The 14,981-nt window shown below is 66.8% G+C and carries 9 protein-coding genes; 7 read left to right on the top strand and 2 right to left on the bottom strand.

What is annotated here, in order from left to right; all coding sequences use genetic code 11:
- Nucleotides 1–152 precede the first annotated feature (152 nt).
- Both AB3X99_RS33900 and AB3X99_RS33895 read left to right on the top strand, forming a co-directional pair.
- The gene (locus AB3X99_RS33900) at nt 153–887 is read left to right on the top strand and encodes a type IV pili methyl-accepting chemotaxis transducer N-terminal domain-containing protein (protein ID WP_342950049.1); all 735 of its coding nucleotides are present in this window, start codon (nt 153–155) and stop codon (nt 885–887) included.
- Nucleotides 888–910: 23 nt separating this feature from the next.
- Complete coding sequence (locus AB3X99_RS33895) at nt 911–2,305, top strand: MFS transporter (protein ID WP_368619463.1); 1,395 nt, start codon at nt 911–913, stop codon at nt 2,303–2,305.
- A 56-nt stretch (nt 2,306–2,361) separates the two neighbouring features.
- Here the strand turns inward: AB3X99_RS33895 and cobA are convergent, their stop codons facing one another.
- Entirely contained in the window at nt 2,362–3,156 is a 795-nt protein-coding gene (gene cobA, locus AB3X99_RS33890; RefSeq protein WP_368619522.1) for a uroporphyrinogen-III C-methyltransferase, read from the bottom strand.
- A gap of 612 nt (nt 3,157–3,768) precedes the next feature.
- Between cobA and nirB the strand changes: the two genes are divergently transcribed.
- The 4 genes from nirB to AB3X99_RS33870 all read left to right on the top strand — a co-directional run bounded on the left by nirB (nt 3,769) and on the right by AB3X99_RS33870 (nt 11,240).
- The gene (nirB, locus tag AB3X99_RS33885; protein WP_368619521.1) at nt 3,769–6,360 is read left to right on the top strand and encodes a nitrite reductase large subunit NirB; all 2,592 of its coding nucleotides are present in this window, start codon (nt 3,769–3,771) and stop codon (nt 6,358–6,360) included.
- 29 nt (nt 6,361–6,389) lie between these two features.
- Nucleotides 6,390–6,737 carry a nitrite reductase small subunit NirD gene (gene nirD / locus AB3X99_RS33880; protein ID WP_069266789.1) on the top strand — a complete coding sequence of 116 codons (348 nt, stop codon included), beginning with the start codon at nt 6,390–6,392 and terminating at the stop codon, nt 6,735–6,737.
- 84 nt (nt 6,738–6,821) lie between these two features.
- Nucleotides 6,822–11,018 (top strand): molybdopterin-dependent oxidoreductase, encoded by a 4,197-nt coding sequence (locus AB3X99_RS33875; protein ID WP_368619462.1) that lies wholly within the window; start codon nt 6,822–6,824, stop codon nt 11,016–11,018.
- Nucleotides 11,019–11,072: 54 nt separating this feature from the next.
- Complete coding sequence (locus AB3X99_RS33870; RefSeq protein ID WP_368619461.1) at nt 11,073–11,240, top strand: hypothetical protein; 168 nt, start codon at nt 11,073–11,075, stop codon at nt 11,238–11,240.
- A gap of 25 nt (nt 11,241–11,265) precedes the next feature.
- On the opposite strand, the gene AB3X99_RS33865 is transcribed toward AB3X99_RS33870, so the two are convergent.
- Nucleotides 11,266–12,654: an alkaline phosphatase family protein gene (locus AB3X99_RS33865; protein ID WP_368619460.1), complete on the bottom strand. Its 1,389-nt coding sequence runs from the start codon at nt 12,652–12,654 to the stop codon at nt 11,266–11,268.
- Nucleotides 12,655–12,938: 284 nt separating this feature from the next.
- Here AB3X99_RS33865 and ilvD point away from each other — a divergent pair, with 284 nt between their 5' ends.
- Complete coding sequence (gene ilvD / locus AB3X99_RS33860; RefSeq protein ID WP_368619459.1) at nt 12,939–14,798, top strand: dihydroxy-acid dehydratase; 1,860 nt, start codon at nt 12,939–12,941, stop codon at nt 14,796–14,798.
- Nucleotides 14,799–14,981 lie beyond the last annotated feature (183 nt).

Below are 14,981 nucleotides of genomic sequence, written 5' to 3'. Positions count from 1 at the left end.
ATCATTCGATCGTGCGGGGCAACGGCGTCCCGAAGCGGCACTCCACGGCACAGCGTGCGTGGCGGGTGCGCTTCGGGACGCTTTTTTTATGCGCGTCGCACAAACGCCGTGGTTCTGACAAACACCTGGCGATGCGATTTGGACAACTAAAGATGACCATGCAGGAACCGATACCTGACATCTCTGCGGAAATCGTCGGCGAACTCATCAATCTGGCCGGGCGCCAGCGCATGCTCTCGCAGCGCGTGGTCCTGCATGCGCTGCTCGGCTTGCGCGGCGACACGGCCGCGCTCGTCGTCGCGCGCGACTGCCTCGACACGTTCGCGGCTTCGCACACGCGGCTAGTAGACGGTGACGATCATTTTCCCGGCGTGTTCTCGACGGCGTTGCGCGAACTCTACTTCGGCGCGCGCAAGGCCGACGAGCGTATACGCGCGTTCATGCAACTCGCTGCCCACGCCTGCGCGTGCCTCGAGCGCTCAGTCCAATTCGCAGCGGCCGATAGCGGGTGCGAGGCAGCCGTGACGGAACTCACCGCTGCCGCCACGCCGCTGCTCGAACTGTTGCAAGCGCTGACCCAGGCGTACCAGGACGAACTGCGTAGTGTGGAAGCCGCCGCGGCGAAGCGCCAGGCCGGCATTGTCGACGAACTCGCTGCCATTTCACTGCGCGCGAACATCGTCGCGCTCAATGCACGGGTGGCTGCCGCTCGCGCCGGCCAGTTCGGCCGCGAATTCGCGGTGATCACGGCGGAACTCGCGCACGTAATAGGCGAAATGGACAGGCTCGTGCAGGGCGTGGTCGGCAAGCCCGAAACGCACAATAGTGCGCCCGAAAGACATTCTGGATTCCGAAATCAACGGATGCATGCCCGCCTGGCGGGTTGAGATCCACTATTGGGGAGAACCTCGTGAAAGACCTGGTAAGTTCGCTCAAGAGCGGTAACTGGCGCGCGCTCGTCGCGTGCTTCCTGTACTTCGACACCGGCTTCACGGTGTGGGTGATGTTCGGCCCGCTCGCGCCGTTCATCCAGAAGGACATTGCGATGACGCCGGGCGAACTGGGCCTGCTCGTGGCCGTGCCGGTGCTCGGCGCGGCGATTCTGCGCGTGACGCTCGGCAATCTCTATCAGGCCTACGACGGCCGCCGTGTCGCGCTGATGGGCATCGCGCTTTCCGCCATTCCCGCCGCCGTGCTGCTGATGATGCCGGGCACGCCGTCCTATACCTTGCTGCTCGTGCTCGGCGTGCTGCTCGGCGTGGGCGGCGCGAGCTTCGCCGTGGCGCTGCCCATGGCGGGCAGCAACTATCCGCCGAAGGTGCAGGGCCTCGTGCTCGGCCTCGCCGCGGCCGGCAATATTGGCGCCGTGCTCGACGGCTTCCTCTTCCCGGGCCTCGCGAGCCACTATGGATGGGCGCGCGCCACGGGCGCGGCGCTCCCGCTGCTCGCGCTCGCCGCGACGGCAGTGATCTTCTGGGCTCGCGATCTCGGCCAGAAGTCCGGCAGCGCGCCGCAGGCGTTGCGCTCGTTCGGCATCACGCTCGCCGGTTTGATCGCGCTCGTGCTTGCCGTGCATGCAGGCTTGTTCGGCGCGGGCAAGACCGGTGTTCTGCTGCTGCCGGTGCTCGGCGCGCTGCTCGCCATCGCCGTGTTGCCGCGCCACTATCGCGCGGTACTGACCGAAGGCGACACGTGGGTCGTGATGCTCGTGTACAGCATCACGTTCGGCGGCTTCGTCGGCATGTCGTCCTATGTCTCGACGCTGCTGATTTCGCTCTACCAGGTGCCCAAGCTCGAAGCCGGCGTGATGATGTCGCTGCTCGCGCTGACCGGTGCGATGGTGCGCCCGCTCGGCGGCCTGATCGCGGATCGCATTTCGGGCGTGCGCGCACTCGTGGTGCTGCTTGCCGCGATCTCGGTGTGCGACTTCGCATTCGCGCTGTGGATGCCGCCGTTCGCCGCGGGCATTGCGCTGCTCGCCTTCACCTACGTGTGCTTCGGTCTCGGCAACGGCGCGACGTTCCAGCTCGTCCCGCGCCGCTGGCAGGGCCGCACCGGGCTGATGTCGGGCATCATCGGCGCGGCGGGGGGGATCGGCGGCTTCTATCTGCCGGTCATCATGGGCATCGCCAAGGAGAGCACCGGCAGCTACCAGATGGGCTTCGCGACGTTCGGCGTGATCGCGGCGGCCGCATTCGGACTCGTGGTGCTGCATCGCGCACGCTGGCTCGAATGGGCGCTGCCCCAGGAGCCGGCGATGGCCCAGGCCGTCGTGCAGGGCGCCCAGGCGAGCGCAAGCAACTGAGAACTGGGTCGTTAGCAGGATGCGGCCCGCGCGTGAGCGTCGGGCCGCCAACGCGTTTACGCGCGTCGACGCAGCTCTTCGATACTCGATTCGTGCGAATGCACGCCGAACGACGCAGGCGAAATCGCGAACGAAGCCGCCTCGCCAATCGCGTGGCCGACGAGGATGATGGCGGGGCTGCCGAGGCCTGCTGCACGAGCATGCGCTGCGATCGTGCCGAGCGTGCCCGTGACGCGCCGCTCGTTCGCGCTGCCCGCCCACTGCACGACGGCGGCGGGCGTCGTTGTGGGCAGCGCGCCCACGAGCGTTGCGCACAGCGACTCGATGCGGCTCATGCCCATATAGATGGCGAGCGTCATGCCCGTCGCGGCGAGCGCGTTCCAGTCCGGTTCGCTGTGGTCGCGCAGGTGCGCAGTCACGAAGATCACGCCCTGGCAATGATCGCGATGCGTGAGCGACACGCCGAGTCCCGCCGCTGCCGCGAACGCCGAGGACACCCCGTTCACGATTTCCACCCTCACGCCCGCCCGGCGCAGCGCCGCGAGTTCTTCCCCTGCGCGGCCGAACAGCAGCGCGTCGCCGCCTTTCGCCCGCACTACGTGCAAGCCGCGGCGCGCGTAGCGCTGCATCAGCCGCTCGATGAAGGCCTGTGGCGTGGACCGGCAGCCGCCGCGCTTGCCCACGCGGATCACGCGGGCCTGCGGCGCGAGCGTGACGATTTCCGGATTCACGAGATCGTCGAGCAGCACGACGTCGGCGCTCGCGAGCACCTTCGCCGCCTTCAGGGTGAGCAGGTCGAGATCGCCCGGACCTGCGCTCACCAGCGTGACCTTGCCTTCGTTGCCCGTCATCATCGTCGTCTTCCTTTGTATTGGCGCACCGCATGGGCAGCGCCATAAGACAAATGGCGTCCGCTCGCCGCTTGCGACGAGGGGACGCCATTGTCCGGTGTGTTCGAGTCGAGGCGCGAAGCGCGGCCTCAGGTTGCATGCCCGGCAACGTTGCCGGGCGCTCAGGCGCAAGCAAGTTCCAGACCAATTTACGCGCGCTCGCGCCGCCCGTCCGTGGGCGCCGGCCACAATCGACGACGCCGCAACCTGCACGCCCAGGGCGCACAGTCAATGTGCTGCAGGGCACCAATCTTGTGCTGGCCTGCATCACGATGCGCGCGCGGGCGTTGTGGCGGACGCCCCGCTCACCAGCCGCCGAACTCCGCCGGACGGGGCGTTTGCACGGAATGCGCGCAGATTGGCACAGTGCTTGCGTATTGCTTCGCAGCAAGTGCCACGCGAATCAATGAGGATTCGGCCGCAAGCAGTAGCGCGGCGCACAAGGGTTTCGTATTCAGGACAACGGCGTCCCCCGAATCTGGCTTCGCGCAAGCTGGAATCGCGGGACGCCTTTTTTATTGGCAGGGGCTCAGCATGGTGCAAGCAACGAACGAAGTGAACAGCTCGGCCGCGATGGAGATCGTCGTCGTCGGCCACGGCATGGTGGGCCACAAATTTCTCGAGTGCATCCTTGCGGACGGCGCGCCCAACGCGCGCGTGACCGTGCTCTGCGAGGAACCGCGCCCCGCGTACGACCGCGTGCACCTCTCCGAATTCTTCGCAGGCAAGTCGGCGGGCGATCTCTCGCTCGTAGCGCCCGGCTTCTTCGATCGCGAGAATGTGCGTCTCGTGCTGAACGCGAAGGCGGTGTCGATCGATCGCGAAGCGCACACCATCGAGGTGTCCAACGGCGAGACGCTTTCGTATGACAAGCTCGTGCTGGCCACCGGCTCCTCGGCGTTCGTGCCGCCCATTGCGGGCAACGATCGCGCCGATTGCTTCGTCTACCGAACCATTGACGATCTCGAAGCGATGCAGGCGCGCGGCGCGAGCGCGAAGTCGGGTGTAGTGGTGGGCGGCGGTCTGCTCGGTCTCGAATGCGCAAAGGCCCTGCGCGACCTGGGCCTCGAGACGCACGTGGTGGAATTCGCGCCGCGCCTGATGGCGGTGCAGGTCGACGACGACGGCGGCCGCATGCTGCGCGGCAAGATCGAAGAACTCGGCGTGAGCGTGCACACGCAGAAGAACACGCTGGCGATCGTGGATGGCAAAACGGTAGACGGCGCAACGGCCGCCAACCGCATGCAGTTCGCCGACGGCACGCACCTCGATGCCGACATGATCGTGTTTTCGGCCGGCATTCGCCCGCGCGACGAAATCGCCCGCGCCTGCGGCCTCGAAATCGGCGCGCGCGGCGGCATCGTGATCGACGACCAGTGCCGTACGAGCGACGCGAACATCTACGCCATCGGCGAATGTGCCCTCTGGCAGGGGCAGATCTTCGGCCTCGTCGCCCCCGGTTACGACATGGCGCGCATCGCCGCCAGGGCGCTGACGGGCGAGGCATCGAGCTTCGCGGGCGCCGACATGAGCACCAAGCTCAAGCTGATGGGCGTGGACGTGGCGAGCATCGGCGACGCGCACGGCAAGACGCCCGGCAGCCGTTCCTACCGCTACGCCGACGAGCGCCGCCAGGTCTACAAGAAGATCGTCGTGTCCGATTGCGGCAAGAAGCTGCTCGGCGCGGTGATGGTGGGCGACGCGAGCGAATACGGCACGCTGCTGCAGATGATGCTCAACGGCATCGAGTTGCCCGAGTCGCCCGAATTCATGATCCTGCCGCAGGCCGACGGCAAGGCCAAGCCCGCGATCGGCGTGGAAGCGCTGCCCGACGCCGCACAGATCTGCTCGTGCAACAACGTGTCGAAGGCGCAAATCTGCGCGGCCGTCCAGGAAGGCGCGACGACCATCGCCGCGGTGAAGGGGGCGTGCAACGCCGGCACGTCGTGCGGCGGCTGCGTGCCGCTCGTCACGCAGATCATGAAGTCGGAGATGAAGCGCCAGGGGCTCGCCGTCAATAATCACCTTTGCGAGCACTTCCACTATTCGCGCCAGGAGCTGTATCACCTCGTGCGCGTGGAGGGCATCAAGACCTTCGGCGAACTGCTCGCGAAGCATGGCAAAGGGCTGGGCTGCGATATCTGCAAGCCGGCCGTGGCCGGGATTCTGGCGTCCTGCTGGAACGAATTCGTGCTGAAGAAGGAGCACGCGAGCCTGCAGGATTCGAACGACTACTACCTCGCCAACATTCAGCGCGACGGCACGTATTCGGTGGTGCCGCGCATGCCGGGCGGCGAGGTCACGCCGGAGGGCCTCATCGCCGTGGGTCAGGTGGCGAAGAAGTACGGCCTGTACACGAAGATCACGGGCGGCCAGCGCGTGGACCTCTTTGGTGCGCGCGTCGAGCAGTTGCCTTTCGTCTGGGAAGAACTGATCGCCGCCGGCTTCGAATCGGGGCACGCATACGGCAAGGCCCTGCGCACCGTGAAGTCGTGCGTGGGCTCGACGTGGTGCCGCTACGGCGTGGGCGACTCGGTGGGCTTCGCGATCGAACTCGAGAACCGCTACAAGGGTCTGCGCGCGCCGCACAAGATCAAGTTCGGCGTCTCGGGCTGCACGCGCGAATGCGCGGAGGCGCAAGGCAAGGACGTCGGCATCATCGCCACCGAGAAGGGCTGGAACCTCTACGTGTGCGGCAACGGCGGCATGAAGCCGCGCCACGCGGAACTGCTCGCCGCCGATCTCGATCAGGCTACCCTGGTGCGCTACGTCGATCGTTTCCTCATGTTCTACGTGCGCACGGCCGACCGCCTGCAGCGCACGAGCGTGTGGCGCGACAACCTCGAAGGCGGCCTCGACTATCTGATCGACGTGGTCGTGCACGACAAGCTGGGACTCGGCGCCGAACTCGAAGCGGAAATGCAGCTCGTGGTGGACACCTACGAATGCGAATGGAAGAAGGCCGTGACCGATCCTGAAACGCGTCGCCGCTTTCGCCACTTCGTCAATAGCGATGCGGGCGACCAGCACGTCACCTTCATCGAAGAGCGCGGCCAGATTCGTCCGGCTACGCCCGAGGAGCGCACGCAGGTCCCGCAAGCGGCGCCGCGATACGAGCGACATGAGGCGCTGTCCGGCATTCCCGTCGTCGTCGAAGCCGTCTGATTCCCTTTCATCGAACCGAGGAGTACGAAATGAGCAACGAACATAGTCAAGGCAACTGGGTTCCCGTCTGCACGCTCGACGACATCGTGCCGAACACCGGCGTGTGTGCGCTCGTTAAAGGCGAGCAGGTCGCCGTGTTTCATGTCGACGACGGCGACGCGCGCGTGTACGCCATCGGCAACTACGATCCGAACTCGCACGCGGCCGTGCTCTCGCGCGGGCTCGTGGGCAGCTTTGGCGAGCGCGTCGTGGTGGCCTCGCCCATCTACAAGCATCACTTCGATCTGTCCACCGGCGAGTGCATCGAGGCGCCCCAGCATTCGGTCAATGCGTTCCCCGCGCGCGTGGAAAACGGTCAGGTTTGGATTGCCGCCTGATTGCCAGAATGAAGTGACAAACTCGCGGCGTGCAGGATGCGCCGCGCGCCCCGAATCTGTTTCAAGCTGATATCGATCGACCGCATGAGCAGCGAGAGCGTAAAGAGCGTTTGCCCGTACTGCGGCGTAGGCTGCGGGATGGTCCTGCACGTCGAGGACGGCCAGGTCGCGAAGATTTCCGGCGACGCCGAGCATCCGACCAACTTCGGCCGCCTCTGCACGAAGGGTTCGTCGGCGCACGTGGCGCTGCGCAAGTCGGGGCGCCTCGAGCGTGCCTTCGTGCGCCACGCCCGCGACGAGGACCCGGTGCCGCTGCCGCTCGCGCAGGCGATCGCCGATACGGCGCGCCGGCTGCGCTCGACGCTTGATGCGCACGGCCCCGACGCGCTCTCGTTCTACGTTTCCGGGCAGATGTCGATCGAGGCGCAGTACCTCGTGAACAAGCTCGCCAAAGGCTTCGTGCGCACCAACAACATCGAGTCGAACTCGCGCCTGTGCATGGCGAGCGCGGGCAGCGGCTACAAGCTCTCGCTCGGCGCAGACGGGCCGCCGGGTTCCTATCAGGACTTCGACCGCGCCGACCTCTTCTTCGTGATCGGCGCGAACATGGCGGACTGTCATCCGATCCTGTTCCTGCGCATGATGGAGCGCGTGAAGGCGGGCGCGAAGCTCATCGTCGTGGACCCGCGCCGCACGGCGACCGCCGAGAAGGCGTCGCTGTTCCTGCAGATCGCGCCGGGCACCGATCTCGCGCTGCTCAATGGCCTGCTGCACCTGCTGCACAGGAACGGCCACTCCGATGCGGACTTCATTGCACAGCACACCGAAGGATGGGACGCGATGCCCGCGTTCCTCGACGACTACACGCCGGAAAAGGTCGCTGAAATCACGGGTCTCGCCGTCGACGACATTCGCCGCGCCGCGCAGATGATCGGCGAGGCGCCCGAGTGGATGAGCTGCTGGACCATGGGCCTGAACCAGAGCACGCACGGCACGTGGAGCACGAACGCGATCTGCAACCTGCATCTCGCGACTGGCAAGATTTGCCGTCCCGGCAGCGGACCGTTCTCGCTCACGGGGCAGCCCAACGCCATGGGCGGGCGCGAGATGGGCTACATGGGACCCGGCTTGCCCGGCCAGCGCACGGTGCTCGCGCAAGAAGACCGCGCGTTCGTCGAAGCGGCGTGGGGCGTGGCGCCCGGCACGCTGCCCGTGAAAGTGGGTGGCGGCACCATCGACATGTTTTCGCGCATGGCCGCGGGCGAGATCAAGGCGTGCTGGATCATCTGCACGAACCCGGTGGCGAGCGTTGCGAACCGCCAAACGGTGGTAGCGGGCCTGAGGGCCGCCGAACTGGTGATCGCCCAGGACGCTTTTCTGGACACCGAAACGAATCAGTACGCCGACGTGCTGCTGCCCGGCGCGCTCTGGGCCGAGGCCGAGGGCGTGATGATCAACTCCGAGCGCAACATGACGCTCATGCAGCAGGCCGTCGAGCCGCCGGGCGAGGCGCTGCCCGACTGGCAGATCATCGCGCGCGTGGCCTGCGAGATGGGTTTTGCGCAGGCGTTCAGCTACGCGAGCGCCGCCGAGGTGTTCGACGAAATCACGCGCTTCGCGAACCCGAAGACGGGCTACGACCTGCGCGGCGCGAGCTACGCGAAATTGCGCGAAACCTCGCTGCAATGGCCCATCGCGCCGGATGCCGCGAGCGATCGCAACCCGCTGCGCTATGTGAACGACGGCGTGAGCCAAACGCTCAGGGAAAACGTCGACGGCACGCGCCCTCGCATCGCATTCGCCACGCCGCACGGCAAGGGCGTGTTCTTCGCGCGTCCGCATGTTGCGCCTGCCGAACTGCCCGATGGCACGTTCCCGGTCGTATTCAACACGGGTCGCCTGCAGCACCAGTGGCACACCATGACGAAGACCGGCAAGGTGCCGATGCTCAACAAGCTCAACCCGGGCCCGTTCGTCGAGATTCATCCCGAGGATGCCGCCGCGCTCGGCATTGCCGCGAAGGACCGCGTGGAAGTGCGCTCGCGCCGCGGCCGCGTGGTGTTGCCCGCCGTGGTGACCGAGCGTGTGCGTCCCGGCAACTGCTTCGCGCCGATGCACTGGAACGACGTGTATGGCGAGGAGCTTTGCGTGAACGCGGTCACGAGCGACGCGATCGACCCGATTTCCCAGCAGCCCGAATTGAAATTCTGCGCGGTCGCGCTCTCGCGCGTCGGCCCGCCATCCGCGCCGCGCGAGACCGCGCGCGTACCGGATGGCACCGATGCCGCCGTTGCGTCGGGCGCGTTCGACGCCAGCGCGCCGAAAACCGCCAACCCGTCTCAGGAACTCGACATGTCCCGTATCGATGCCTTTTCGACGCTACTCGGTCTCGACGACGTCGCTGCGCCGCAGCTGGACGACGCGCAACGCCAGTATCTCGCGGGCTTTGTCGGCGGCCTGCGCGCGTTGCGGGCGGCCGAGCCCGTTGGCGTGCCCATGCTGCCCGCGCACGCGCCGTTTCCCGCCGACACACGCGTGTGGCTGGACGGACTGCTGGCGGGCCTCTTCAGCCGCGGCGAGCCTGTCGCGCGCACGGCTGCGCCCGCCGTGCCGGGTGCACCGGAAGAAAAGCCGCATGGCGTGCGCATCGCCCATACGCGCCCCAAGGTCGTGCTGCTGTGGGCCTCGCAGACGGGCAACGTCGAATCGCTCGTCGAGCAATACGCGACGCAACTGATGGAGTCGGGCTTCGAGATTCGCACGGCCTGCATGGCCGATTACCCGCTCGGGAGCCTCGCCAAGGTGCAATACGTCCTCCTGATGACGAGCACGTTCGGCGACGGCGACGCGCCCGACAACGGTGCGGCCTTCTGGAGTGCGCTCGCGGCGGACAACGCGCCGCGCCTCGGCTCGCTGCGCTTTTCCGTGCTCGCCTTCGGCGACCGCAACTACGACGCGTTCTGCGGTCACGGGCGCAAGCTTGACGCGCGCCTCGAAGCGCTGGGCGCCAGGCGTCTCATGGAGCGCGTGGATTGCGACAGCGAATACCAGAGTGCCGCCGACGCCTGGCTCGAGCGCATAGTCGTGCGCATCAAGCAGGAGGACGCGGCGCTGCACGCGGTGCCCGCCGACGGTTCGATTCCCGAGGTGCTGCCCGGCTGCGCGGCGACGAAGACGCGTCCGGCCGCCTCGAAGCTGCTGAAGAACGTGCGCCTGAACATGAAGGGCGCGACGAAGGACACGCGCTACTTCTCGCTCGCAACGGGCGAGGCGGGCCTCGACTACGAAGCGGGCGACGCGCTCGGCGTGTGGCCCACCAACTGTCCCGCGCTTGTCGACGAGTTGCTGGGCCTCACGCGCCTCGCCGCCGACACGCCGGTCGCCGTGAGCGGCCACGGCGAGATGCGCCTCGGCGAGGCGCTCGGCAAGTACTACGAGATCGCGCGCCCGAGCCCCGATGCGCTCGCGTTCATTGCGGCGCGCACGCGCTCGCGGGGCCTCGCCGAGATGCTCGACGATTCACGCAAGGGCGATCTGCGCAACTGGCTGTGGGGCCAGCAGCTCGCCGACGTGCTCCACGAATATCCCGTCGACATGAGCGCGCCCGAACTGCTCGGCATGCTCAAGCGCCTGCAGCCGCGGCTCTATTCGATTTCGTCGAGCCCGAAAGCCCATGCGGGCGAAGTGCATCTGACCGTTTCGGCCGTGCGCTACAACAACGGCCGCCGCGAGCGCAAGGGCGTGGCCTCGACCTTCCTCGCGGACCGCGCGCAGGAGGGCAGCGTCCCGGTGTTCGTGCAGAAGAGCACGCATTTCCGGCCGCCGCGCAACGGCGACGCGCCGATGATCATGGTCGGCCCCGGCACGGGCGTCGCTCCCTTCCGCGCCTTTCTGCACGAGCGGCAGGCGCGCGGCGACACGGGCCGCAACTGGCTCTTCTTCGGCGAGCAGCACGCGGCCACCGACTTCTACTACCGCGACGAACTCGAGCAAATGCGCAAGGACGGCCACCTCGACCGGCTCGACCTCGCGTTTTCGCGCGACCAGAGCGAGAAGGTCTACGTGCAGGACCGCATGCGCGAGCAGGGCGCGCAGCTATGGGCATGGCTGCAGGAAGGGGCGCACCTTTACGTGTGCGGCGATGCAAGCCGCATGGCGAAGGACGTGGATACGGCGCTCAGGGAGGTGGTGGCGGGCCAAGGCGGCATGAGCGCCGAGGCCGCGCACGACTACGTTAGTGCACTCGGGCGGGACAAGCGTTACCTGCGCGACGTCTATTGAAGGGGCGCGGCTTCGGACCGGCGCTGCACGCTCGCCACGCTGCTGCCTTCGGCGGTGCTGCGCGAGCATCGCGGGCTCGTCACGCTGCCGGTCACGCCGGCGTTGCCACAGCGCACCGTCGCGCTGCTCAAGCGGCTGCGGGCATCGAGCACGCTCGCCGCCAACGCGTTTTCGGACGTGCTGCTCGCGACGATTTCACAGGAAGGCCTGGGCGAAGCCTGAGGCGGCTTTTGGTTTTCTCGTCTGCTCAGGGTTGGTCGGACGAGAGCAGGTTGTGGAAGAAGTCCACGGCGTGCTGGCGCGTCGACATCGTCCCGAGCGTGGCTGCCGGATCGAGCCCCGAACGCCGCGCCGTGCCGCTCACGAGACTCTTTTGCAGGTCGTTGAGCGGGCGGGCGAGATTGGTGGCGATGAATCCGGAAGCGGGCGGCGCGGCGATGGCCGGCAGGTCGGTGCGCGGCGTGTCCAGCGTGAGCAGCGGAGCGAGCGTGGGCGCGGCGGCCACGCGCTGACTCGCGAGCATGTCGGCGGGCGCGATGCCGAGCCAGTCGCGCAGTGTGGCGAGAATCGACGTGTGGTCGTAGGGTGTGGCGCCCGGTGAGCGGAACACGGTGCCCGGTGCGATATACGGCGACACCACGACCGCCGGCACGCGTACGCCGAAGCTGTCGAAGGCGAAGTTCTGGTCGCCGGGATTGCTCGCGGCATCGGGCGCTACGGCGTTGGCGGGCGGCAGCACGTGGTCGTAGGTGCCGCCGTGCTCGTCGTAGGTGATCACCAGCAGCGTTTCGGGCCATGCGGGCGACGTGCTCAACGCGTGCCAGATGTCGTAGAGAAAGCTCTCGCCCGCATAGACGTCGTGTGGCGGGTGCTGGTCGTTGGGGTCGAGCAGAAAGCGCGGCTCGATGAACGAATACTGCGGCAGCGTGTTGTTCTCGCAGTCGAAGATGAAGTTGCTGAAGCGCTGGAAGTTGGCCTTATATTTCGCATCCCATAACGTTGGGAACATGGTGAGCGTGAGCGAGGGCGCGACGAGGGCGGCGCTATACACGGCCCAGCTCGTGCCCATGTCGCCCAGCACGTTGAAGATGGTGCGCACTTGCCAGTCGAACGGGTCGGGCGGCGCACCGTTGTCGACGTGGCCGTTCGACGTGCCCGCGTGGGCGAAGGCGCGGTTCGGCCAGGTCTGGCTCGGCACGGGAGCGAACCAGGCGTCGCAGACGGCGTATTCGCGCGCGAGTGTCGAGAGCACCTTCAGCTGATCCGGGCTGTGGCACTGCATGACCTGGCTCGCGTCCGTCGTCGCGGTCGTTTCGTAGTCTTGCACGAAGCCCGACATGGGCGTCGCGCCTGCCGCGTTGCCGAGCAGTTGCACGCGCACGTTCGCGAACGTCTCCTGCGGATCGGGGTCGGGCAGCGTGGCCGTCGAGGCCGGCATGGTGGCGGCGATGGTGCCGCCGGCCTTCGTCGGGTTGCTCAGGCCCATCGTGAGCCCATCGAATGGCCGTTCCGCGCTGGCCGCGGGCAGGAAATGCGTGGGGCTGCTGCCGTTCGTGTACAAGCCGCCAAGCATTGTGTCGAACGATCGGTTCTCGAACATCACGACAACGACGTGCTTGATGTTCTGCAGGGACATGGGCTCTCTCCGTCACGCGGGTTTGACGAAGAATAGTGGTGCAGGCGGGTGGATTCGGCAAGGTTCGGCAACCCTGAGAAAACGGCCGACGCCTGGGGGGTGCCTTCGGGCGTACCAGCTGCACCCCGCGACCGCCGCCGGCCGATCCAGCGGGGCGCCCATCCCTGTGGGATAATGACGAGTTCTGCCCAGAGCGCAGCTCAAGAGGTTGTTCGCAAGGGCGTGCGTGGGGCCCTCAATCCCGTGGCCCGCTTCCTTTCTGCGATTTTTCTCCTACAGCCACAATGCCCGCATACCGTTCCAAAACCTCCACCGCCGGCCGCAACATGGCAGGTGCGCGCTCCCTCTGGCGCGCCACCGGCATGAAAGACGAGGACTTCGCCAAGCCGATCATCGCGGTCGTCAACTCGTTCACCCAGTTCGTTCCCGGCCACGTGCACCTGAAAGACCTCGGCCAGCTCGTTGCGCGCGAAATCGAAGCCGCGGGCGGCGTGGCCAAGGAATTCAACACGATCGCCGTCGATGACGGTATCGCCATGGGCCACGACGGCATGCTGTATTCGCTGCCGAGCCGCGACATCATCGCGGATTCGGTCGAATACATGGTCAACGCGCACTGCGCCGACGCCATGGTCTGCATCTCGAACTGCGACAAGATCACCCCGGGCATGCTCATGGCCGCCATGCGCCTGAACATCCCCGTGATCTTCGTCTCGGGCGGTCCGATGGAAGCGGGCAAGACGCGCCTCGCGAACCCGGTCACGAAGGCCATCGAAGTCAAGAAGCTCGACCTGATCGACGCCATGGTGATCGCGGCCGACACCAAATACTCCGACGCCGAAGTGGCCGAAGTCGAGCGCTCGGCCTGCCCGACCTGCGGTTCGTGCTCGGGCATGTTCACGGCCAACTCGATGAACTGCCTGACCGAGGCGCTGGGCCTCTCGCTGCCGGGCAACGGCACCGTGGTCGCCACGCACGCGGACCGCGAACAGCTCTTCAAGCGCGCCGGCCGCCGCATCGTCGAACTCGCGCGCCAGTACTACGAGCGGGAAGACGAGCGCGTGCTGCCGCGCTCGGTGGGCTTCAAGGCGTTCGAAAACGCCATGACACTCGACATCGCCATGGGCGGCTCGACCAACACCATCCTCCACTTGCTGGCCATTGCGCAGGAAGCGGGCATCGAGTTCGGCATGGCCGACATCGACCGCCTTTCGCGCGTCGTGCCGCAGCTCTGCAAGGTCGCGCCGAACACGAATAAGTACCACATCGAAGACGTGCACCGCGCCGGCGGCATCATGGCGATCCTGGGCGAACTCGAGCGCGCCGGCAAGCTGCACACCGACGTGCCGACCGTGCACACGCCGACGCTCGGCGACGCGCTCGCGCAATGGGATATCACGCGCACCCAGGACGAGGCGGTCAAGACGTTCTACATGGCTGGCCCGGCCGGCGTTCCGTCGCAGGTCGCATTCAGCCAGAACACGCGCTGGCCGAGCCTCGACTCGGACCGCGCCGAAGGCTGCATCCGCTCGTACGAGCACGCGTTCTCGAAGGAAGGCGGCCTCGCCGTGCTGACCGGCAACATCGCGCTCGACGGCTGCGTGGTGAAGACCGCGGGCGTGGACGACAGCATCCTCGTGTTCGAAGGCACGGCTCATGTGACCGAATCGCAGGACGAAGCGGTGGAAAACATCCTCGCCGACAAGGTCAAGGCCGGCGACGTGGTGATCGTGCGCTATGAAGGGCCGAAGGGCGGCCCCGGCATGCAGGAAATGCTCTACCCGACGAGCTACATCAAGTCGAAGGGCCTCGGCAAGGCGTGCGCACTGCTGACCGACGGCCGCTTCTCGGGCGGCACTTCGGGCCTCTCGATCGGCCATTGCTCGCCGGAAGCGGCGGCAGGCGGCGCGATCGGCCTCGTGCGCGACGGCGACAAGATCCGCATCGACATTCCGAACCGCACGATCAACGTGCTGGTCTCGGACGACGAACTCGCGCGCCGCCGCGAAGAGCAGAACGCCAAGGGCTGGAAGCCGGCGAAGGCGCGTCCGCGCAAGGTGTCGGCGGCGCTGAAGGCCTACGCCAAGCTCGTGATGTCGGCAGACAAGGGCGCCGTGCGCGATCTTTCGCTGCTGGATGATTGAGATTGCAACGGGCTTCGCGCCCGTCGATCGGCAGATCAGTAAAGCCGCTCCCCGGAGCGGTAATGAGATGGTCACCCCCACCCTACACGCGGGTTACGCTGTAGGGTGTTTTCTTTTCTGGAGAGGCCATCATGCAGGATGTGACGCTGGTTGGAATCGATCTGGGCAAGCACTCCTTTCACC

The organism is Paraburkholderia sp. BR10882 (assembly GCF_040948855.1).
Taxonomy (GTDB): domain Bacteria; phylum Pseudomonadota; class Gammaproteobacteria; order Burkholderiales; family Burkholderiaceae; genus Paraburkholderia; species Paraburkholderia nodosa_A.
This window is presented reverse-complemented; position numbering and strand designations above follow the sequence as displayed.

Coding starts and splice junctions, on each gene's coding strand:
- AB3X99_RS33900 (WP_342950049.1), top strand. CDS start 153: ATGACCATGCAGGAACCGATACCTGACATCTCTGCGGAAATCGTCGGC.
- cobA (WP_368619522.1), bottom strand. CDS start 3,156: ATGACGGGCAACGAAGGCAAGGTCACGCTGGTGAGCGCAGGTCCGGGC.
- nirB (WP_368619521.1), top strand. CDS start 3,769: ATGGAGATCGTCGTCGTCGGCCACGGCATGGTGGGCCACAAATTTCTC.
- nirD (WP_069266789.1), top strand. CDS start 6,390: ATGAGCAACGAACATAGTCAAGGCAACTGGGTTCCCGTCTGCACGCTC.
- AB3X99_RS33875 (WP_368619462.1), top strand. CDS start 6,822: ATGAGCAGCGAGAGCGTAAAGAGCGTTTGCCCGTACTGCGGCGTAGGC.
- AB3X99_RS33865 (WP_368619460.1), bottom strand. CDS start 12,654: ATGTCCCTGCAGAACATCAAGCACGTCGTTGTCGTGATGTTCGAGAAC.
- ilvD (WP_368619459.1), top strand. CDS start 12,939: ATGCCCGCATACCGTTCCAAAACCTCCACCGCCGGCCGCAACATGGCA.